General features: G+C 61.0%; 13 protein-coding genes and 1 pseudogene. 2 read left to right on the top strand and 12 right to left on the bottom strand.

The features are described from left to right. Nucleotides 1-112 precede the first annotated feature (112 nt). From GSQ94_RS06635 to GSQ94_RS06620, 4 genes are all read right to left on the bottom strand, one after another. Nucleotides 113-349, bottom strand: coding sequence for an acyl carrier protein (locus tag GSQ94_RS06635; RefSeq protein WP_158942749.1), 237 nt, complete (start codon nt 347-349; stop codon nt 113-115). A 56-nt stretch (nt 350-405) separates the two neighbouring features. Then, nucleotides 406-1,845: an SGNH/GDSL hydrolase family protein gene (locus GSQ94_RS06630; RefSeq protein ID WP_158942747.1), complete on the bottom strand. Its 1,440-nt coding sequence runs from the start codon at nt 1,843-1,845 to the stop codon at nt 406-408. Further along, nucleotides 1,846-3,285 carry a GDSL-type esterase/lipase family protein gene (locus GSQ94_RS06625; protein ID WP_158942746.1) on the bottom strand — a complete coding sequence of 480 codons (1,440 nt, stop codon included), beginning with the start codon at nt 3,283-3,285 and terminating at the stop codon, nt 1,846-1,848. It abuts the gene before it with no gap. Between the two features lie 210 nt (nt 3,286-3,495). Then, nucleotides 3,496-4,869, bottom strand: coding sequence for an MBOAT family protein (locus GSQ94_RS06620; protein WP_158942744.1), 1,374 nt, complete (start codon nt 4,867-4,869; stop codon nt 3,496-3,498). Nucleotides 4,870-5,266: 397 nt separating this feature from the next. Between GSQ94_RS06620 and GSQ94_RS06615 the strand changes: the two genes are divergently transcribed. Continuing rightward, a complete protein-coding gene (locus GSQ94_RS06615) occupies nt 5,267-5,782 on the top strand; it encodes a septal ring lytic transglycosylase RlpA family protein (RefSeq protein WP_216843029.1) in 516 nt (171 codons plus the stop codon). Nucleotides 5,783-5,836: 54 nt separating this feature from the next. On the opposite strand, the gene GSQ94_RS06610 is transcribed toward GSQ94_RS06615, so the two are convergent. Beyond that, the gene (locus GSQ94_RS06610) at nt 5,837-6,400 is read right to left on the bottom strand and encodes a hypothetical protein (RefSeq protein ID WP_158942742.1); all 564 of its coding nucleotides are present in this window, start codon (nt 6,398-6,400) and stop codon (nt 5,837-5,839) included. A 43-nt stretch (nt 6,401-6,443) separates the two neighbouring features. Here GSQ94_RS06610 and GSQ94_RS06605 point away from each other — a divergent pair, with 43 nt between their 5' ends. Further along, the gene (locus GSQ94_RS06605; protein ID WP_158942740.1) at nt 6,444-7,388 is read left to right on the top strand and encodes an alpha/beta hydrolase; all 945 of its coding nucleotides are present in this window, start codon (nt 6,444-6,446) and stop codon (nt 7,386-7,388) included. Between the two features lies 1 nt (nt 7,389). Here GSQ94_RS06605 and GSQ94_RS06600 read toward each other — a convergent pair whose 3' ends face one another. The 7 genes and pseudogenes from GSQ94_RS06600 to GSQ94_RS06570 form a co-directional block, all read right to left on the bottom strand. Next, nucleotides 7,390-10,086 carry a (Fe-S)-binding protein gene (locus GSQ94_RS06600; RefSeq protein WP_158942738.1) on the bottom strand — a complete coding sequence of 899 codons (2,697 nt, stop codon included), beginning with the start codon at nt 10,084-10,086 and terminating at the stop codon, nt 7,390-7,392. 378 nt (nt 10,087-10,464) lie between these two features. Then, on the bottom strand, nt 10,465-11,427 hold the full coding sequence (locus tag GSQ94_RS06595; protein WP_158942736.1) for an electron transfer flavoprotein subunit alpha/FixB family protein: 963 nt from the start codon (nt 11,425-11,427) through the stop codon (nt 10,465-10,467). Continuing rightward, entirely contained in the window at nt 11,424-12,182 is a 759-nt protein-coding gene (locus GSQ94_RS06590; RefSeq protein ID WP_158942734.1) for an electron transfer flavoprotein subunit beta/FixA family protein, read from the bottom strand. The genes GSQ94_RS06595 and GSQ94_RS06590 overlap by 4 nt, the downstream gene beginning before the upstream one ends. Nucleotides 12,183-12,405: 223 nt before the next feature. Next, on the bottom strand, nt 12,406-14,226 hold the full coding sequence (locus GSQ94_RS06585; protein WP_254063699.1) for a mismatch repair protein: 1,821 nt from the start codon (nt 14,224-14,226) through the stop codon (nt 12,406-12,408). A 41-nt stretch (nt 14,227-14,267) separates the two neighbouring features. Then, nucleotides 14,268-15,764, bottom strand: coding sequence for a GH1 family beta-glucosidase (locus GSQ94_RS06580; protein ID WP_158942732.1), 1,497 nt, complete (start codon nt 15,762-15,764; stop codon nt 14,268-14,270). A 295-nt stretch (nt 15,765-16,059) separates the two neighbouring features. Further along, nucleotides 16,060-19,602, bottom strand: a complete 3,543-nt coding sequence (locus GSQ94_RS06575) for a TonB-dependent receptor (RefSeq protein WP_158942730.1) — start codon at nt 19,600-19,602, stop codon at nt 16,060-16,062. 509 nt (nt 19,603-20,111) lie between these two features. Continuing rightward, nucleotides 20,112-21,068 (bottom strand): annotated as a pseudogene (locus tag GSQ94_RS06570) (hypothetical protein); the annotation flags it as partial.

The raw sequence follows: 21,068 nt of genomic DNA, 5'->3' as shown, positions 1-21,068 counted from the left end.
ACAACGGCAACAACTCACGGCAACAGCAACGACAAGGACGAACGGCAACGGCAACAACAAGGGCCGGTTTTTGCAGCTTTCTTGGTTCTGCAGCTTCCTGCAAGCAAGGAGTTTAGTTTTTGCGGGTGTCGAGATAGGCTTCGATTTTTGTGATGGTGTCGAAGCGTTCGGGGACGAGGTCAGAGTCGGGGATGGTGACGTTGAACTCTTTTTCGAGGCCGGTGACGAGATCGGGAAGGGTGAAGGAGTCGAGGGTGCCTGAGTCGAAGAGGGACTCGTCGGGGGTGGGGTCGCCGGAGAGCTCGGAGACTGCGTGGATGACTTTGAGGATGCCTGCCTGTTTGCTCATGTTGTGCCTGCCTGGGTGATTTGTAACCGATTGCGTAACTTTTGACGTGCGAGGATCTATTTCGTTTCGCCCTCAGCGCGGGTGATAGGTGGATGGTAGGTGTCGTACTGCTGGACGATGTCGGAGAAGAGAGCACTGGCCAGCTCGTTATAGCCTTCGCCGGTGAAATGAGTGTGATCGGGCTGCGCCCAGCTGACGGCGACCCAGTCTCGCATGGAGCCGAAGCCACCCATGCGGCTGCGCTGATCCCAGTAGGCGCAGTTCATCTGGCGGCAGACGGCGCGCTGGGCGGTGATGATGCGATCGACGCCGGTGAAGGCGGCCCAGCCGTGGCGTCCGTTGTGCATGGCGCGGTCTGGCGGGCCGATGACGAGGATGGAGGCGTTGGGAGCGAGGCGGCGGCAACGCTCGATGATGCGGCGGAAGAGCGAGGCGTAGGACTCTTCGGTCCAGTTGCGGTCGCCTGCTTCGTTGGTTCCGTAGGAGAGGACGATGAGCGCCGGGTTCTGCTCGGCCATGAGGGTCTGCTGGAGATTTTCGTTCCAGCGGAGGAAGAGCGATGCCTCTGCGCCGTTGATGCCTGCGGCTTCGTAGGTGACGCCTGAGGCGTTTTCCGTGGAGAGGCCGAGGAGGCGAACTGGCGCGGCCTGGGTGGTGAGAATTTCGAAGTGATGGGGACCGGCGGGGACGGTGACGTCGTAGTGGCCTGCGGTGCCGGGGCTGGATGCGTCTTGCGCGGCGGTGGATACGGTGGCGAGGAGCTGGTCGTTATCGCGGATGTCGATGGAGCCGCCGTTGGGCTGGATGAGGTACTGGACTTCGAGGGAGGTGGCGTCGGCGTCGAGCGAGACCCAGTTGCCAGCTGCTTCGGTGGCGAGGCTGACGCCGCCCATGCCGACGAGGCCGTCGCCGATATCGCGGAGATGGGTGCCGAGGGCGAGCCATCCGGTGGACTGGGCGCGCTTGGTTCCGTGGATGTGGTATCCGGCGAAGGGATAGCCTGCGTATTGAAAGCCGGCTCCGCCGTTGCCGAACTTGTCCTGGAAGAGAGTGCGGAGGGCTCCGGTGAACATGTCGGCGGCGGTGTGTGAGTCGCCGAACTGGATGACGCGGACGAGGGTGGCGTGGGGGTCGGCCTGGAGGGCGCTGAGCTGGTCAAAGAAGGGGCGCAGGGCGCGGGGGTTTTCGATGCCGAGGCGAGTGCTGGCGAGGGTTTGGGTGATGCGGCCGGTGATGGCTTCGCGGGTGTTCAGCGAGACGTGCGGAGGGTGGAGGGAGACGGCGGTGGTGCGGGTGGCGTGAGCGGACGACCTGGTGGAACGCTTCTTGCCTTTGGGTGGTTTTGCGGCGGGGGCGCGTTTTACTTTCGCGGGGGTGTGGGCTTTGGATTTGCTAGAGGCCGAGGTTTCGACTGCGTGCAGGGCGGGACCGAACGTCAGGGGGCCGGATACGAGGGAGAGTGCGAGGAGGATCGCCGGGATGGGGCGAAGGATCATCTACTGGACTCCCATGGGCTTGCTGGGTTGGGTTGGAGAGGCGGCCAGGGTTGGGGAGGGCTGGTGATTTTGCATGTATCGTTCGTAGCCTATCAGGAGTTGGCCGGTGAGCAGCTGGGCGATGATGCGGGCGCCTTGCGGGGAGGGATGAATGAGGTCGGCTCCGACCATGGCAGGATGGCGATCGTACCAGCGGGCCATAGTGCCGCTGCCGCCCATGGCCTGGTAGGTGTTGAAGAAGCCGCAGCCGGTCTGCTGGGCGACGCGCTGCTGGATGGCAACGATCTCGGGGATGGCGCGCATGGTGGAGATCTGGTCGCCGCTGCGTTCGCCGCGATCCATGGGGCTCATGATGAGGATGGAGGCGTTGGGGAGGGCGGAGCGGACGCGGCCGATGGCGCGGATGAGCTCGGGCTCGTACTGCTTTTCGACGTAGGCGGGAAAGCTGGACTCGTTGGTGCCGTAGTTGATGACGACGAGGTCGGGGTTGCGGTGGGCGAGGGAGACGGCGAAGGTGACGGGGTTGAAGGCGCGGGACATGACGGTGGTGGAGGCGCCGTTGAGACCGATGCTGTCGTAGGTGAGGCCGGGGTTGTCGCGGCTGAAGGCGACGCCGAAGAGCTGTACGGTGCTGCCGGTGACGTGGAGCTCGACTTTCTTGGTGCCGAGAGGAAGCGGCACGGAGGCTGCGGCGTTCTGCCTGGTTTCGGCTGCGGTCTGGACTGTGCCTGCCGGTGCGCCGTCGGCGATGACTTCGAGGTTGCCGCCGTTGGGCTCGGCAAGGTACTCGACCTCGATGGAGGTGGAGTCATGGGCGGAGAGGTGGATGGTGCTGGTAGCGCCGACGGGGCCGGTGAAGATGGCTCCGCCGAGTCCGTAGTCGGCTTCGCGCATGGAGCCGACGGCAGTGTCGATCTTCCAGCCGTCGCCGGAGACCTCGACGCCGTGATGACCGTACCAGGCCCAGGGCTTGGCGATGAGGATGAAGCCGGGGCCGGCGTTGCCGAAGCGCTCCTGCAGGAGATCGCGTGCGTCGCCGGTGATGAGGTCGGCGGTGGTGGGGGAGTCGCCGTAGTGGACGATGCGGACGTCGCGCTTATTGGGGCCTGTGCTCAGGTTTCGGAGGGCGGCGTAGAAGTGGTCGAGGGCGCCGTTGTCGTCGATGAGGAATTCGGATTGGAGGGTGGAGTTGGCGGCGTCGGCGGCGGTGCGGCCGTGGGCGAAGGGGTCGGGGACGGCGAGAGTGGCCGGAACCTGCGGGATGGGGACCCTGACCACTGGGACGAAGGAGGCGCGGGTGAACTGAAACTGCCCGATGGGGCGGAGCGTCGAGGCGGGGTCGATGCCCTTGGTGCGGTCGAGGCCGTAGTGAACGCCGAGGAGGATGACGCCGAAGGTGGCGGTGGCGAGGAGGGTCTGGGTTGGGAAGTTGGAGGGCATGGTGGTTAGGTGGGCACTCTCGACGAAGGTTTTGTGCGGGCTTCAAGCGCGAGTAGCGGCAAAAGCGAAATACGGGGGTCTCTCCACTGCGCAACGGATGATGATGCTGTCCGTTGCTTCGGTCGAGATGACGGTTTTATCTGCGTTGCCATGTTCATTTTGTTCAGGGGATGGCTCGTTTGCGATGCGTTACCGGTGTATGTCATTTGGTTAGAAGTTGCTGTAGACGAAGGAGGTTGAACCGCGTCCGGCGAAGAACTCGATGAGCAGAACGGCGGCGGCGAGGCCTGCGCCCTGGAGGACGAAGGGGGCGCGGCCGAAGATCTCTACGGTTCGGTCGAACCATTTGACCGGGATGGCGTGGAGGGCGATGCCGGCCAGCATGACACCGACCATGGCGCGGGTGATGTTGTCGAGCGAGAAGGTGAAGGAGCCGAGACGGCCGAGGATCGCCCACGCGGTGGCGACGTCAGGCGAGCGGAAGAAGATCCACGTGAAACAGATGAAGTGAAAGGTGACGAAGATGCTGAGGTATCTTCCCCATGCGGTGGCGGCCCGCTTACCGCGGATGTTCTGGAAGATGCGGTGGGTGGTCAGGGCGAAACCGTGAATGAGCCCCCACAGGAGAAAGGTCCAGCCGAGGCCGTGCCAGAGACCGCCGATGACCATGACGATGATGGGGTTGACGTAGTTGGCGGCCTTCCACTTGCGGGCGCTGGGGAGGGAGAAGTAAAGGTAGTCGCGGAGCCAGTTGGAGAAGGTGATGTGCCAGCGACGCCAGAAGTCGGCGATGTTGAGGGACTGGTAGGGGCGATTGAAGTTGTCGGGCAGGGTGAGGCCGAGGAGAAGACTGACGCCCATGGCGATGTCGGTGTAGCCGGAGAAGTCAAAGTAGATCTGCAGGGCGTAGGCGTAGACGCCTATCAACACTTCGGCTCCGCTGTAGAGCGTGGGGGTGTCGAAGATGCGGTTGGCGACGTTGTTGGAGAGGAAGTCGGCGATGAGGAGTTTTTTGAGGAGGCCGGAGGCGAGGAGGAGGAAGGCACGGCCACCCTGGGTTTGGGTGAGGGAGAAGGGCTGCTGGAGCTGTTTGACCAGGTCGGAGACGCGGTTGATGGGTCCGGCGATGATGACCGTGAAGAGCGAGGCAGAGGTGAGGTGGGTGAGGTAGCTGCGGGTTCCTGCGCGTGTGCCGCGGAAGAGGTCGATGGTGTAGGTCATCGATTGGAAGCAGTAGAAGGAGAGGCTGAGGGGAAAGACCCAGCGGTAGAGTTCGCCGAGAGCCACGGGGAGGCATTTGGTGGCGGCGAGCAGGCCGACGTTCATGACGACGCTGACGGAGACGAGGGCTCGGCGGCGGGAGGTCTGTTCGCGGGGCAGGTTTTGCAGGCCCAGGCCGACGAGGAAGTCGATGGTGGCGGAGACCAGAAGCAGCGCGGGGTAGAACCAGGCGAGGCGCGCGAGAAAGAAGACATTAGCGAGGAGCAGGACGGAGAGGCGGCCGTTCTGCCAGCGGGAGGCGAGCCAATAAAGGAGGATGGCTATGGCGGCAAAGGCGAAGTACGCCGAGGTGAGGGGCGACATGGAGGTGAAACCTCAAGGAGGGATCGGGGCCCGAGGAGGGAGTTTGCCGGTTTTCCTGGAGGAGCGCTCGGGCCGCTTGTTTTCGGCTACGGAGGCTGTTTTGGGAGAAGAGCGGAGTTCCCTGCTTTTGAAGCTCATCGTTACATGAGCCCGTCCAGCGCGTTGGACGAAATAAAAAAACAAAAAGTGTGTATCCGCCGGATTAACGGTTGGACGGATTTGACGGAGTAACTCCTTTGTAACGTGGAGTTGAGGGCGGCACACTTTTTTTGCACCTTTTTTGAGGCTTCGAGGCAACCCCAAAAGGGTTGACAGAGAGCTTTGAGTGTGGTGAACCGAGGCTCATTTTGAGTGATAAAAAACACCCTTTAAGCCTTGAATTTCTTATACTTAAGGGATGGAACAGAGACCCGGAAACGAACGTACCGCAACTACAACAGGAAGGGCCAGAACCGCGCTTACTTTGGCGGCGATGGTTGTTCTGTCTGCCTTTGCGACGGACAACGCCACTCCGGCATCCGCGCTAGCGACGGAGTCAGCTCCAGCGATCCACGAGGTCACCACTTCCGAGATCGTCAACACCGTATCTGTGCCCAAGGCCACGATCTTCACCCGGATCAAGAGCGGCATGGCGAGCTGGTATGGCGAGGTGCTGCAGGGCCACCGGACTGCGAGTGGACGGATCTTCGATAAGAACGAGCTGACAGCGGCACACCGTACCCTGCCGTTCGGCAGCAAGGTGAAGGTGACCGATCTGAGGAACCACCTGTCGGTGATTGTGACGATTACCGATCGCGGGGTTCTGTACCCGGACCGGGTGATCGACCTGTCGCTTGGCGCTGCCCGGCAGTTGAAGATGGTCAGGATGGGTGTGGACCCGGTCAGGCTGGAGCTGCTGACCTACCAGAACTAGGCTTTTTGTTGAGAGATCTGACGTGCCGGCACCCTTCGGGGTGCCGATGCTGTTTCAGCGGGAGTTCTTTCTAGCGCCTGGGTGGGCCAGCCAGCGGAAGATGGGTGCGCCCCAGGCTCCGATTCCGAGCAGCGCCCCGAAGAGGACGACGGCGTCGATGCTCTCGCGGCCCTGGCGGGACCAGTAGGCGGCTGCGTCGAGGTTGAGCCAGAGGGCGAACTCGTCGAGGGTGAGAGCAGCGCCTATGCCGTAAGAGAGGGCGATGAGGCGGCTGACGAGGATCGACATGGAGGAGTCGCCGGTGCCGGCGTCGGCGATCTCGGCATAGCCGCAGATGAGGAGCAGGAGGATCCCCCAGACGAGGTGATGGATGTGGCGTCCACCCATCTCGACGTATCCGAAGGGACCGATGTGATGGGTGATGGAGGCGACCAGAAGACGGACGGCCAGGAAGGTGATGAAGAAGCTGACCGAGGCGAGGAAGAGACGGCGCTGGGGGCGGTCGGGGATCTGCTGGTGAACGATCTCACCGGCTTTGGTGAGGTGAAGCACCAACAGAATGATCGCGGTGACGGCGGTGATGAAGAGGAGAAGAATCCACGACCCTGCGATGTGCATAGGTAAGGATTACATCATGCCGAGGCGGCGATAGGATGGTTCCATGCCACTGGATGCGAAGGTAAGGGCGATTCTGGATGCGGGAAAGGCGTTGGGTCGGCCGCCGGTCGAGCACCAGACGCCAGAGGAAGCTCGGGTGGAGAGAGCCGAGATGATGGCTCGGTTTGTGCCAATGCCGGAGTATGCGGATGTGCTGACGGCGGACGGGACGATTGACGTGGAGGCGCGAAAGATCGGGTTGCGGGTCTATTCGGCTGGCGGGGATGGGGTGGCGCCAGTGGTGGTCTTCTTTCATGGAGGCGGATGGGTGGCGGGAACGCTGGAGACGCATGATCCGTACTGCCGGGCTTTGGCGAAGGAGGCGGGAGTGGTGGTGGTTGCGGTGGACTTCCGGCTGGCTCCTGAGCATAAGTTTCCGGCGGGGCTGGAGGATTGCGTGGCCGCGACGGAGTGGGTGCTGGCGCATGCCGGAGAGTTTGGAGGGGACGCAGCGAGGGTGATGGTGGGAGGAGATAGTGCCGGGGCGACGCTGGCGACGGGGGTGGCTTTGTTGCTGCGGGATAAGGGCGTGGATGGGCTGGCGGGGCAGATTCTGCTGTATCCGGCTACGGCTTACTATGATCCACCTACAGCTTCTTACCTGGAGAATGCCGAGGGGTACGGGCTGACGCGGCTGGGGATGATTTGGTTTTGGGATCATTATTTGAATGAGAGGAGTGAGGGGGCGGATTTTCGGGCGGCTCCGTTGTTGGCGGATTCGCTGGCTGGGATGCCTAGGGCGTTTGTGGTGACGGCGGAGTATGACGTGCTTCGGGATGAAGGACAGGCCTATGCGAAGCGGCTGGCTGAGGCTGGAGTGGAGGTGACCGAGGTGTTCGTGGAGGGGATGAACCACGGGTTCGCGGCTTCGGCGAATGAGTTTCCGTTTTTGCCGCAGGCGAAGGAGATGCTGCGACGGGTGGCGGAGTGGGTGAAGGCGGGCGGGTAGGTTAGCTGGGGTTTTTCGGGACCCACTTTTTGCGTGTCGGGCCGGTGTCGGAGGATGCGGGGGGTTCCTCGGGCGTAGGGGTTGAGACTTCCGTGGCGGGGACGGGAGTGGCGGGGACGGGAGCGGCGGCCTTGGGCTGCCATTTCTTTCGTTCGGGTGCAGGCGGTTCGGTCGGAATATTCGCGGTGTTTGTTGGTTCCGGGGCGAGGGTGGTGGGTTCGGGTTGAGGGGTTTCGGGGATTGAGGGTTGAGTGCTGACCTCTTGGCTTGTCTCTTGGCTTGTCTCTTGGCTTATCTGTTGGCTTGGCGGAGGCGTGGTTGGCTTGGGTTGCCACTTTTTGCGCTCGGGGGATGGAGCGGATGCTGGCGTTGGAGACTGCACAGGAAGCGACGCGGCTACGGGAGAGGTTTCGTCGGATTCCGTTGGTGCGGGGGATTTGGGTTGCCACTTCTTTCGTTCGGGAGTTGGAGGATCGGCGGATGGGGTGGGGGACGGAGGCGCGGTGGAGACTTCGATTGCGGGTGGGGCTGTGACGACCTGGACGGGCGCGGGTTCGAGTGTGGCTTGCGGTGCTGGTGCGGGCGGCGGTGTGTTGGTGAGGCCTTTGCTGCGGCGGACGCCTTCTAGGAGGAGTTCGGCTACGTCTTTGATGACGATGTCCTCGGAGGCGGCTTTGCTGGGGGTGCTGCCGAGCATGCTCTTGCAGAACGGGCAGCCTACGGCGAGGACTTTTTCTCCGGTGGCGGGGACGAGGGTTTGCTGGGCTTCGCGGAAGCGGTTGTCGGAGATGCGCTCGTCGCCCTCTTCCTCCTCTTTCCAGAACTGGGCTCCACCGGCTCCGCAACAGAAGGAGTTTTCATGGTTGCGGGGGAGTTCGGGGGTGGAGTTGGAGAGGATGTTGAGGAGGTTGCGGGGGGCTTCGTAGACTCCGTTGTGGCGGCCGAGGTAGCAGGGGTCGTGATAGGTGATGGTGGCTTCGCTGGGTGTGGCGGTGAGTTTCTTTTCGGCGACGAGGGTTTCGAGGTACTCGGTGTGGTGGAGGACCTTATAGTCGCCGCCGATCTGCTTGTACTCGTGGCCGATGGAGTTCATGCAGTGAGGGCAGCTGGCGACGATGAGTTTGGGCTTAACGGTGTTGAGGGTGGAGACGTTCTTGTCGGCGAGCTGACGGTAGAGATACTCGTTGCCGGCGCGGCGGGCGCTGTCTCCTGTGCAGCACTCTTTTTTGCCGAGGACGGCGAAGTTGACCTCGGCGTGGGTGAGGAGTTCGACGAAGGCGCGTGCGGTTTTTTGGGCCTGGGGATCGTAGCTGGCGGCGCACCCTACCCAGTAGAGGACGTCGGGGGTGGGGTTTTCATCGGTGGTTTTGACGTTGAGGCCGTCGGCCCAGGCGAGGCGCTGCTCGTGGTTGATGCCCCAGGGGTTTTGCGCTCGCTCCATGCCGCGGAAGGCGGATTGGAGCTGGCTGGGAAACTCGCCTTCGATCATGACCTGGTTGCGGCGGATGTCGATGATGTCGAGCATCTGCTCGTTTTGAGTGGGGCAGACCTCCATGCAGGCTCCGCAGGTGGTGCAGGCCCAGGCTGCTTCCGGGGAGAGAGCGAACTGCAGGAGAGGGTGGGGGCTGGGGGTGTTTTTTTCGAAGGGGGCGGTGGCGAAGGAGAAGAAGTTCTTCTCGCTGGTGAGATCGTTGAGCTCCATACGCTTGTTGATCTCGAGCGCGGCGGGGGAGAGGGATTTGCCGGTGGCGGTGGCGGGGCAGACGTCCTGACAGCGGTTGCACTGGATGCAGGAGTAGGCGTCGAGAAGGCGGGGCCAGGCGAGGTCTTCGAGCTTTGCGGCGCCGATGATCTGAGGAGACACTTCGTCTTCTGCTTCCAGGTTGAGGGCGACGGGCGGGAGAACGCCGGAGGTGGGTTCGCGGGCGACGAGGTACTTCACCGGGGCCATGAAGATGTGGATGTGCTTGGTGTAGGGAAAGTAGGCGAGGAAGGCCAGGACAGAACCGAGTGCTCCCCAGTAGCCGAAGATGCGGAAGGCTTCGGCGTTGGCGGGGGTGAAGAGATGGGAGAGCAGGGTGGCGAAGGGCTCATGGTAGAGAGAGCCTTCGGCTGCGATACGGGCTCCGGCTCCGATGGCGCGGCTGCCGACGTGGAAGAGGATGAAGGCGGAGACGATGAGGGAGTCGCGGGTGATTCTGGATTGTTTGACGTCTTTGTGGAGGAGGGTGCGGGGGTTGAAGCGGAAGTCGGTGCGGCTGGGGAGGGCGAAGCGGCGGATGACCAGCGCGACGACGCCGAGGAGGACGAGGAAGCTAAGGATGTCGGCGAGGAGATGATAAGTTTCGCCGACGAAGAGGATGAGATAGATTCCGCGCATCGAGTTAGCGGAGTTGATCTTGAGATCGACGAAGCCTTCGAGTGCGTCTACCAGGTTGACGAGGCCATAGAAGACGAAGCCGTAGAAGATGAAGGAGTGAAAGAGGCCGATGGCCGGGCGTTTCTTGAAGGTGCGGCTTTGCGTGAGGGTGGTGGTGAGGGCGTAGAAGATGCGGCGGGGAAGATGGTCTAGGCGCGGCTCCGGGTCGCGTGTGCCTCGGCGGATGCGGAGGTAGAGACGATAGAAGCCCCAGAGGCCCAGCGTGAGGGTGACGGCGGCGAAGAGGAGAAAGGCGATCTTCTGAGGAAATGGAAGCATGGGGCCGGCGTTGTTCGCGTTGCTTGTTCGTGATTCTGCTCCAGCTAAAGCTATTCGACGGAGCGGGAAGAGACAAGAGCAAATGCGGGGGTCTCTCCGCTGCGCGACAGACGGTGATGCTGTCTGTCGCTTCGGTCGAGATGACGATTCTTTTGCGGTCGGCCGAACACATGCTACGTGCTTTTGCGGTCGGTCGAACACGTGCTACGTGCTTTTTGCGGTCTTCGGAACAGATGCTATGTGACTTTTGCGATCGATAGAACAGATGCAACGTGCTATTTTTTGCGGGCGGCGGACCGGATGCTGCCGTGTGTTTTCTCCGATTGGCAGAACAGAGTGCATGACTTTTTTACGGTCGCTGGAAACAGATGCTGCGAACTATTTTTTGAGTTCGGTGAGGATGGCGGGGATGAGTTGGGTGACGTCGCCTACTATGCCGTAGTCGGCGATCTTGAAGATGGGGGCTTCGGCGTCGCGGTTGATAGCTACGATGGTCTTGCTCTTGTTCATTCCGGAGAGATGCTGGACTGCGCCGGAGATGCCGATGGCGATGTAGGTTTTGGGTTGCACGGTCTTGCCGGTCTGGCCAACCTGCTCGGAGTAAGGGCGCCAGCCTGCGTCCACGATGGCGCGTGTGGCACCGACGGCGGCGCCTAGTTGGTCGGCGAGGGCTTCAACGTATTGGGTGAAGCCTTCGGCGCTGCCGACGCCGCGGCCACCGGAGACGACGATCTCGGCTTCGGTGAGGCCGACACGAGAGGTGCGCTCCACGGTCTTGTCGGTGATCTTGAGGCGCGGTGTTGGCAGGCTGAGGTCGACATCGAACTGTTCGGCTGACTCGGCCTTTGGCGTTGCGGGATTGAAGACGCCGGGCTTGATGGTGACTACTGCGATCGGTGCGGCGGCCTCGATCGTTTCGGTGACACGTGCGAGATAGGTGTAGCGCTGGGCGGTGAGTGTCTCGCCGGCGGCTTTGAGGGTGATGACGTCTTCGAGCAAGGGAGCGTCAAGCTTAATGGCGACTCGGGGGCTGTACTCGCGGCCGCTGCGACTGCCGCCGATGAGGACGAGCGAGGCTTCGCCTTCGGTGGCGATCTGAGCGACGGCGGCGGACCAGAGCTCGGGGTCGTACTGGGTGAGCGCGGGGAGGTCCGCGACGAGGACCTGATCTACGGCTTTGGCGACTTCGGCGGCGATGGCGGCGACGTTACTGCCCAGCACTAGCGCGGTGATGGAGGCGTCGCGGCCTGAGTCTTTAGCTGAATCCTGGGCGGCAGTGATCATCTCCCAGGTACTCTTGCTTACTTTGCCGTTGGCGTATTCGACGACGACGAGAATCATGCGATCACCCTTGCTTCGTTGCGGAGAAGATCTACGAGCTGCGCGGCGGCGGCGGGAGCGTCTTTGCCATCGAGGATCTTGTTGAGGCGATCTTTGACCTGAACTTCGGCGGTTACAAATTTGAGTTTGGGCGTGACGCCGAATTGATCGAGGGACTCTTTGCGCATCTCTTTTTTCTTCGACTTCATGATGTTGGGGAGCGTGGGGTAGCGCGGCTCGTTGAGCCCTTGCTGGGTGGTGACAACGGCGGGGAGTTCGAGGGTGAAGAACTCGCTGCCTTCGTCGGCGTCGTGCTTGCCGGTGAGGGTGGTGCCTTTGAGTTCGAGGGCGCTGGTCCAGGTAACCTGCGGCCATTGGAGACGCTCGGCGGTGGCGGCGGCGAGGGCGTGGGAGTCCCAGTCTGCTTGCTGACCGCCGGAGAAGATGAGAGTTGCCTGCTCCTGGGTGGCGAGCTGGGAGAGAACTTTGCTGACGGCGATGGCGTCGAGGCGGATGTCGGTTTCGACGTGAATGGCGCGATCGGCACCCATGGCGAGTGCGGTTCGGAGGGCGTCCTGCACGCGGGCGGGGCCTACGGCGACTGCGACGATCTCGGCTTCGATGCCGCTCTCGCGGAGGCGGAGCGCCTCTTCGACGCCGTACTCGTCCATGGTGTCCATGACGAGCTTGCTGTTTTCAAGCGCGACGGCATGGTTCGCGATGTGCACGCTCTCTTCGGCGTCGAGGACCTGCCGAATGTACGTCAGGATACGCATTTAATCTTTACCTCATTGGGGTGCATGGTTGTGTGACTCTTCGCGGCGAGTAAGGAATGGGTTTCCTGCTCTGTCGGGAGAAGGATACTGAATGGCCGTTCAGTTCGTCAACGCGTTGCATGGAAGAGTCTGAGGCTTGTGTCCTGCCGGACGGGCATCCCTGCGCGGGATGCGGTCACTTCGTGACTTTTATACCTTTTTTGTGGATTTAGCGAATTTGGAGTCAGACCTTCAGGCCAATGAGGCGCATAAGCTCGATGCCGTTGCTTTTGGTGACGACGCCATCTTGCAGTTTGAAGTCGAACTTCATTTTGCCGTCGACGATTTCGTCCTGAAGATGCACGTTATGCAGGCGAGGATCGCGCTGTTCTCCGATGTTGGTGAGGGCTAGGTCGTGGGTGCTGATGAGGCCGATGGCGCCGCTTTCAAGCAAGGCGTTGACTACGCCTTCTGCTCCGATGAGACGGTCTTTGGAGTTTGTGCCCTGGAGGAGCTCGTCGAGCAGGAAGAGGACTGGCGGATTTTTTTCGGCGAGGGTGCAGATGTGGTGGAGGCGGGTGATCTCGGCGTAGAAGCGGGAGCTTCCTTCCTGAAGAGAGTCGTTGATGAGGATGCTTGCGCCTATTTGTAGCGGTGTGAGTTGCATGCGTTGGGCGCGGACGGGAGCGCCGGCCATGGCAAGGACGGTATTGATGCCGACGGCGCGCATGAGCGTGCTCTTGCCGGACATGTTGGAGCCGCTGATAAGCAGCACGCGGGTTTCGCCGCAGAGACTGACGCTATTGCGGACGCACTTCGCGGAGGGGATGAGCGGGTGGCCGAGTTGCTCGGCGATGAGGCACGGTGGGCCTTCGATGAATTCGGGGAAGGGGTCGGCGGGATGCTCGTAGCTGTAGGCGGAGAGGGAGAGGAGCGCTTCGGCTTCGCCGGTTGCGGCTAGCCAGGAGCGGACGGCGGTGCCGTGGGCGCTACGCCAGGATTCAGCGGCGTAGGCGACCTGGACGCTGTAGAGCAGGGACACGTTAAGAGCGCGGAGGATGGGGCTGTCGAGTGCGTCGATGTAGTCTCCGATGGTGCGGAGGCGGGCGATGGCTTGCGAGGCGGGGAGATGATGGGAGGAGAGCTGTTGCCGGAGGGAGTGGAGGCGTGGCGATTCGAAGTGCTCGCGCTCGAGGCGGCTAAGGAGCGAGGCGAGGAGACGGAGGTCTTTGAGGGCGTGCCCGGTGGAGTGGAGGACTTCGGCGGTCTGTTTGTGAAGAGAGGCGGTGAGGATGCTGGCGGCGGCGAGGAGGAGGAAGAAGGGGATTTTTTCTCCGCGCTCGGCCCAGAGGATGACGGAGGCGATGGATAAGAGGGACAGGGCGAGGGCGAGCCAGCGGAGGAAGTGGTGTTTGAGGCGATTGGGGGCTTCGGCCCACTGCGTGAGCGCTTCGGGGTGGAGGCCGACTTTGAGATCGTCCGCACCCTCTCTGGCTTCACCCAGTACGGCTATGTCTTCGCGGAGGTCGAGGCAGGGGCGCAGCTCGGAGACTGCTACATGGCGCTCCTTTATCTCGGCCAGCGGCGACGGAGAGAGGAGCCAATGGGCGAGGGTGTCTTCGCCGATGCGGGTGCGGGCTTGAGAGAGGAGCTCGAAGAGGCTGCCGGGACCGAAGAGGTCGAGGTCGGTGGCGTAGAGGCTGGCTTGATGGTCGGGGAGATTGCTGCGGGTGTCGGTTTGGCCGGTGCCGGCCCAGCGGTCTTCGATGCGGGCCAGACCTTTGCGATAGAAGTCTACGGCGCGGGCGGCGCAGGCGCGATGGCGAAGAACCTTTGCGTGGATGACAGCGATAGCGAGGAATGCTGCGAGTCCGATGAACAGCCACCAGAGCGAGAAGGCATCGTTGTGCAAGGAGAACCAGGCGGCGAGGAGTGTCGCGACGACTGTGAGGAGACGGAGGTTTCCGCAGCGGAGATGCAGGTTTTCGAAGTGAGCTACCTGTCTCTTGCGGGCTTGCAGACGCTGCCCGTACTCTTCGGAGGGGGAAAGATCGGAGGGAGGCACAGAGGTATTATCGCTTACCTCTGTGCCTTGTCCGCGTGGGGTCAGGTGGTGGCGGGGGCAGCTTCGACGGTGTTGGTGGCGGCGACGCGGGCGTACCACTTTCCGGAGTCCTTCATGAAGCGGCGCTGGGTGGGGAAGTCCACGAAGACCATGCCGAAGCGTTGGGTGTAGCCCTCGGACCACTCGAAGTTGTCGAGGATGGACCAGGAGTGGTAGCCGCGTACGTCGGCGCCGTCCTGCATGGCGTGGGCGAGCTCGCGGAGATGCTCACGGTAGTAGTGGATGCGGCGGACGTCGGCGACGCGGCCGGTGGCGTCGGGATAGTCGCCGTAGGAGCAGCCGTTTTCGGTAATCTCGATGGGTAGCTTGTAGTCCTTCGAGATGCGCTGGACGATGTCGTACATGCCGCGGGGGTAGACCTCCCAGCCGATCTCGGTGAGCGGACCTTCTTTGCCCATGGAGAGGTTGAAGCCCATGGCCGCGTAGGAGGGGTTGGTGGGAATGGGAGCGGCCGGTGCGGCGACCATCTGGCGGAAGTAGTAGTTGACGCCAATGTAGTCGAGCGGAGCCATCATGCGCTTGTCGTCACCGCTTTGGAAGCCCATCGCCTCGTGAGGAACGCCGTTGACGAAGGCTTCGGGATAGCGGCCGCGCAGGGCGGTTTCGAGGAACCAGACATTGTTGAAGGCGTCGAAGCGTTTGGCGGCGGCGGCGTCCTCGGCAGAGGGGGTCATGGGTGCGGCGGGGGACATGCTGAAGGCGGTGCCGACTTTGGATTTGGGAGCGATGGCCTTGATGGCGCGGAAGGCGTCGCCCTGCGCGAGGTTTACGGTGTGGGAGGCTTTGAGGAAGAGGTCGAAGTCCTTTTTGCCGGGTGCGTGAACGCCGGAGCCGTAGCCGAGGTAGGTGAAGACCCAGGGCTCGTTGAAGATGGCCCAGGTGTTGATGTGGTCACCGAGGGCTTTGACGGCGATCTCTGCGTAGTCGGCGAAGCGGGCGGCGGTGTCGCGATTGGGCCAGCCGCCTTTGTCTTCGAGGGGCTGAGGGAGATCCCAGTGATAGAGGGTGACGAGAGGGCGGAGGCCGGCGGCGAGGACGGTGTCGGTGAGGCGCTTGTAGTAGTCGATTCCCTTTTGATTGACGGCCCCTTCGCCGGTGGGCTGGATGCGCGACCAGGCGATGGAGTAGCGGTAGCTGCGCATGTTCATCTGCTTCATGAGTGCGATGTCTTTGGGGTAGAGATGGTATTCGTCGCAGGCGGTGTCGCCCGTGTAGGCGCCTTTGACGTTGCCAAGGGCGTGGCTGAAGCGGTCCCAGACGGTTTCGCCTCTACCATCAACATTCCAGGCGCCTTCTACCTGATAGGCGGCGGTGGCGGTGCCCCAGAGGAAGTCTTTTGGGAAGGTGGCCTTGCCGGCAGTCGGAGTCTCGGGGGCTGAGGCTTCGAGGGTAGGGAGGATGGAGGCTCCGGAGAGCTTGGGGAGCGCGGCGGCGGCGGCCCAGGCTGAAGTTTGGGTGAGGAAGTTGCGGCGGTTCATGTCAGGAGATCTCCAGGCGGGTTATTGCGGTGCGGTCCGTGAAAAATACGAAGGTAAAGCTACTTTTTTCGAGGGGATTTGCGAAACGCAGTGTCTGGGTGGTCTGGCTGTGTTGCGGTGCATGGTAGATGTGGTGTTTTATACGGCTTGTTTTGGGTGTCTAAAAGTACGCTAGGTTCTCTAGTTTTATTTTCGGTCCGGCTGGGTTCATTCAGAGCTTGTGTTCGAGCCGGACAAAAGTTACCCGCCGGCGGAGAGGGTTTCTCTTCGCCGACGGGTGTTTGTGGTGCGTTGGTTAGAACTGCGCTTTGAGTGCGAACTGATACTGGCGGGGTGTATAGCCAGGATCGGTTTGCGTGATGCTTCCGAAGGCAGAGTTACCGAACTGCTGGTTGCCGGTGTTGTTGTTACCGATGAAGAAGTTAGGCGTGTTGGAGATGTTGTACGACTCTGCGCGGAACTGCAGGTTTACACGTTCCGTGACAGGGAAGTTTTTGAAGATAGACATATCAACATCGCGGTAGTGAGGTCCAAACAACGAGTTGCGTTGCGTGTTGCTGATGGTTCCGAGGGGTTGAGGAGCGAAGGCCGTCACGTCGAAGAACTCCGCGTTGGTCTTGTGGCTCAAGCGAGGATCCTTGATGGTGTCAGGCCGATCGTTTCCACCGCTGTTCTGGGGAACCGCACGATTGTTGAAGCCATGTGCAATGCCATCGCTTTCGACTGGATTGTCTACGCCGGATCCAGTTTGGTCGATCGAGAAGACCTTACCACTCTGCCATACCGCGATGATGTTTGCATCCCATCCAGCGAGGAAGGCCTTCTTGATACCGGTAAAGCTCTTACCGTACTGCAGTTCATAGTTCATCTGGAGAGCAAAGCGGTTTTGAATGTCAGTATCCGTGTTGCCGTACTCGGTTGCGCGAATGTTTGTCGGAAGCGCGTTGCTCCAACCCTGATCGCCCTGCTGGGAGAAGGTGCTGGTATCAGACAGACCCTTAGCCCAGGTGTAATTAATATCGAAGGCGAGGCCCTTAGTGAAGCGACGCTGGAAGGATGTTTGCAGAGCGTTGTAGTTTGATACGCCCTCGGTGGCGAGGTAGCTGACGTTGTTAAGGTTAGTCAGGTTGCCATTCGCAGCAAGAGGACGTAGACCACCTACCGGATTTGCAGCACTTCCGAGAGGAGCCAACGGGTTGTAGGGCAGGGCCTGGTTGATGTTGTTGATCGACTCCGGCAGGTGCTGACCGATGTTGCCGACGTATCCAATGATGAAGACGTTGGCGCCGATCTGCTGCTCAACCTGGAGGTTGAACTGCTGAATGAGAGCGCTCTTGAAGTTTGTCTGCTCCGCAGTAAACGACAGGCCGTTGATTGAGGAGAGGTTAGACAGTTGAGCTGCGGTGAAGGGAGTCGGCGGAAGGATTCCCTGGCTCAAGCTTCCGTTCTGACCCTGACTCGGAGCCGCGCAGTCGCCGTTCTGACCTACTGGAACGGCGCCATTGTTTTTAGGCGCTAGTTTCAGAAGTTCAATCGCAACCGTGGCCTGGCAGGACGGAGAGTTAGACGAGGTGAAAGGAACGTTCTTCAGATCGCCGTTCGAGGTGTAGTTGCCTGGGAAGTAGCTGAGACCGTATCCGCCACGAACGATGATGCTGGGGGTGGCCGAGTAAGCGAAGCCGACCCGAGGAGCAACGTTGTTGTGCTGAGTTGGGATGTCTACTGTGTCGCTGACACCATTGACGCCAGCGATCTTCAGAGCGCTCGATACGTTTGCAGGGGTGTCTGAAAGTGCCTGCAGGTAGTCGAAGTTGGAGATGCGGTTGTGCGCTTCGGTAAACGGCGTGAAGATATCGTACCGAAGACCGTAGATCACGGTGAGCTTGGGGCTGATCTTCCAGCTATCCTGCCCGAAGACGCTCGGCTCCCAGCTGCGGTAGTCAGGCGGGCTGAAGTTGAAGGCACGTTGCTGCTGGTTGAAGGCACCAAGCAGAGTCGAAGCGAGTTGATTGTCCTGCTGGGTGTTCAGATTGGAGTCGTTGTCCGATTGGAGGCCGAAGTTGTAAGCGCCGACGGCAGAGGCGCTTTGAACGTTGCGAGCCTGCCTGCGGATCAAGCCTGCGCCAAACTTGATGTTGTGGTTGCCCTTGGTCCAGCTAACAGTACCGGTGTACTGGAAGCTGTTGTCGATGTCCTGTAGAGGAACATAGGCACCATCGCCGAGATCAGAGAATGGTCCGATAGCGAACGGGGTGAGCGAGTCTGCGAAGGGGCTGAAGCTGGTCTGGCTCGATGGAAAGCCAACCGTCTGATCGACCCCTTTACCGTAGTTGAGAGGCAGCGACAGGTTGTTGATGCGAGTGAAGCCTGCGCGAAGGTCCATAAGAAGACCAGGAGTGAAGATGTGGGTGTAACCCAACTCATACTGCTGGGCAATATCGGTGGCTGGGCCGTCGAAGTCGTATCTTCCACCACTGACCTGAATACCATTTTGCGTTCCCAGGCCGGGAGGGGTGAAGGTATTGACGGTGTTATACGAGAAGCGCGCGAAAAGCAAGTTCTTATCGTTGAGCTTGTGATCGATACGGGCGTCGTAGGTGTTCGAGTTCTGAGTCTTGCTAGGGCTAGTGATGAAGTTGTTGCTTAGATTGCTATTGGTCGGCGCGGGGAATAGCTGTAGATAATTCAACGCGATCGGATTGATAGTAGTTCCGGTGGCGAACGCCTGGGCTGTGCCGTTCTCGGTAGAGAAGAGGGCCTGCGGCGATCCGCCGTTGATGCTGTGGATGTCGTTGTACTCAGCGAGTGTCGGGACGGTTTTGGTGTAGGTGACGCCTGATACCTGACGGAATCCTTCGTAGTCGAAGTAGAAGAAAGTCCTATCGCGGAAGATGGGTCCGCCGATGCTGGCGCCGTACTGGTTCTGACGAAGCTCTGGCTTGCTACCGGTGCTCTGGAAGAAGTTGCGGGCATCGAAGATGTCGTTGCGGAAGTACTCGTAGACCGAACCGTGGAAGGCGTTGGTACCAGAGCGGGTGACGACGTTGATGACGCCGCCAGCGGTACGGCCAGCTTCCGGCGCGTAGCTGTTGGTCTCGACCGTGATCTCCTGAATGCCTTCGACGTTCGGCTTGACACCGATCGATCCGATGACGCGCTCGTTGTCGTCGATACCGTCTACTACCCAGTTATTGAGCGACTCGTCCTGTCCGTTGACGGAGAGGCCAGCGGCATTGGTACGACGATCGTCGGGACGGCCACCGCTCGAGAGCGAGTTACCTGCTCCGGGGTTGGCACCGGGGACGAGAGCTACGAGCTGAACGAAGTTACGTCCGTTGAGGGGCAGATCCTGCACTGCCTTGGCGGTCACGGTGGAGCTGACGGTGGCGCTGTCAGCCTGGAGGAGCGGGGTGCTGGCGGTGACTTCGACCACGGTGCTCTCGAGGCCGGTCTGGAGGTGCACATCGTTACGGGCACGGTCACCAGCCTCTACGGAGAGGTCCTTGGTGATCGCCGCTGCAAAGCCGGCGGCTTTGACGGAGATGGTGTAGTGGCCGACTGGAAGAATGTTGAAGCTATAGTCGCCGGAGCCGTTGGTGGTGGAGGTCCGCTTCTCGTTTGTCCCGTTATTGGTGAGGACGACGGTTGCGTTGGGGATGACTGCGCCGGTGGCGTCGGTGACGGTTCCGAGGATGTCGGCTGTCGTGAGCTGGGCGAAGGAGGCGGCAGTGAAGAGAACTAAGACTGCGAGAAGAGAAGCCGGCTTCCTCCATCCCTTGAAGATTGCGCGTCCGCACTGGCCTATGCGGTTCAAGTGCCTTGCGATTTCGTGATTCATGATTTGGTGCCCTCGATGCTAGGTTTGGTGAAACGTTTTAGTGGTTTGAACGCTGCTTTACGAACGATGGCAGGGAGTTTCTACTTCCTGCCGCTCCATTCCTGGAAGCCCCTCTTGTAGTGGAATCGCCGTATATCGGCAAATTTTGCTCGTTCTGCATATGTTTCAAACGTTTAAGTAGAGGAAAAAGTCTGTAACTTCCTCGGCTGAGGATTCTCGGGCATTGGTACAGGCGTTGTCAAGGAAGTTTTTACACTCCAGGTAACCAAATAGAGACCGAATATAGGTAGAAAAGGCCGTAAACGAGGGTGGTCCTACCAAGCTTTGCGATGCCACCGGCCAGTCCGAGGTAGCGGGGGCGGAGCGTCCGGAAGCGCAGGGCGCAAAATCTCTTCTAGAGGCTGGTTTTTGGGGAGAATTGGGAGCGTTTGCTTCAAGGATTAGGCAAAAGGAAGCGGGTAGCTGGTCAGGCTACCCGCTCGAATTGGTTGTGAGTGGTTTGTGAGTGGTTAGAACATGTATTTGAGGGCGAACTGGAGGTTGCGTTCTCCCTGCGAGGCGTTGACAAGACCGAACGTGGGCCCGATGGAGGAGTTGGGGGCGTTCAGGATGGGGTGGTTGAGGGCGTTGATGGCTTCGGCACGGAACTGCAGGCTCTGGCTTTCAACGATGTGGAAGCTCTTAGAGACGCTGAAGTCGACGGACTGGAGACCGGGGCCGGTGAAGCTGCCAACCTGACAGTTGCCGAAGCCGCTGGTGGGTTGAGAGACAGAGCTGGAGTCGAACCAGACCTCGCCGGGATGGAGGGGGTCGCTGGATCGCTTGCCGGGGGTCTCGATTGGCTGGCCGTTGCAGTTGGCGCGGGCGAAGCCGGAGGTGGTGCCGGAGTTGTCGGTGGCCTGAGCGGTGAAGGGGAAGCCATCGTGGAACTGAAGGATGGAGTTTGCCTGCCACCCACCGATGACGAGATCGGCGGCGCGGGGGATGTTAGAGCCGAACTGCCGACCACGGCCGAAGGGCAGGTCGTAGGTGACGAAGCCGTTGAAGGAGTTGGTGAGGTTCTGGTCGCAACGACCGTAGTCGGCGGCGGGGTTGTAGGTGTTCTGGAAGAAGAAGTGGTTGTTGCCAGCCTGGGTGATTCCGTTGCCGTCGCCGTACTGAGCGAAGAAGCCGGAAGAGTTGCCGAGGCACTTGGCGAAGGTGTAGTTGGCCTGGAACTCGAGACCGTGGGTGAGTCGCTGCTGGAAGCTTGCCTGGAGTGCGTTGTAGTTGGAGTAGCCGACGGAGGAGGTGAGACGGGCCTGTCCGACGAGGGACTGGAGGGTGGGGTTGAGGTAGGGGCTGGGGGCGATGGTGCCGTTGGCCTCGAGGACCTTCTGATTGATGAGCGAGATGGCCATGAGGTGATCGGTCTTCTGGCCGACGTAGCCGATGGAGAAGGTGGCGGAGTTGCCGAGCTGCCGCTG

It is taken from the genome of Granulicella sp. S190, assembly GCF_009766095.1.
In the GTDB taxonomy this organism is placed as follows: Bacteria; Acidobacteriota; Terriglobia; order Terriglobales; family Acidobacteriaceae; genus Edaphobacter.
The sequence above is the reverse complement of the archived record's forward strand: the minus strand, read 5'-3'. Positions and strand labels throughout refer to the sequence as shown.

Coding starts and splice junctions, on each gene's coding strand:
- GSQ94_RS06580 (WP_158942732.1), bottom strand. CDS start 15,764: ATGAACCGCCGCAACTTCCTCACCCAAACTTCAGCCTGGGCCGCCGCC.
- GSQ94_RS06575 (WP_158942730.1), bottom strand. CDS start 19,602: ATGAATCACGAAATCGCAAGGCACTTGAACCGCATAGGCCAGTGCGGA.
- GSQ94_RS06605 (WP_158942740.1), top strand. CDS start 6,444: ATGCCACTGGATGCGAAGGTAAGGGCGATTCTGGATGCGGGAAAGGCG.
- GSQ94_RS06595 (WP_158942736.1), bottom strand. CDS start 11,427: ATGATTCTCGTCGTCGTCGAATACGCCAACGGCAAAGTAAGCAAGAGT.
- GSQ94_RS06590 (WP_158942734.1), bottom strand. CDS start 12,182: ATGCGTATCCTGACGTACATTCGGCAGGTCCTCGACGCCGAAGAGAGC.
- GSQ94_RS06610 (WP_158942742.1), bottom strand. CDS start 6,400: ATGCACATCGCAGGGTCGTGGATTCTTCTCCTCTTCATCACCGCCGTC.
- GSQ94_RS06630 (WP_158942747.1), bottom strand. CDS start 1,845: ATGATCCTTCGCCCCATCCCGGCGATCCTCCTCGCACTCTCCCTCGTA.
- GSQ94_RS06615 (WP_216843029.1), top strand. CDS start 5,267: ATGGAACAGAGACCCGGAAACGAACGTACCGCAACTACAACAGGAAGG.
- GSQ94_RS06620 (WP_158942744.1), bottom strand. CDS start 4,869: ATGTCGCCCCTCACCTCGGCGTACTTCGCCTTTGCCGCCATAGCCATC.
- GSQ94_RS06635 (WP_158942749.1), bottom strand. CDS start 349: ATGAGCAAACAGGCAGGCATCCTCAAAGTCATCCACGCAGTCTCCGAG.
- GSQ94_RS06600 (WP_158942738.1), bottom strand. CDS start 10,086: ATGCTTCCATTTCCTCAGAAGATCGCCTTTCTCCTCTTCGCCGCCGTC.
- GSQ94_RS06625 (WP_158942746.1), bottom strand. CDS start 3,285: ATGCCCTCCAACTTCCCAACCCAGACCCTCCTCGCCACCGCCACCTTC.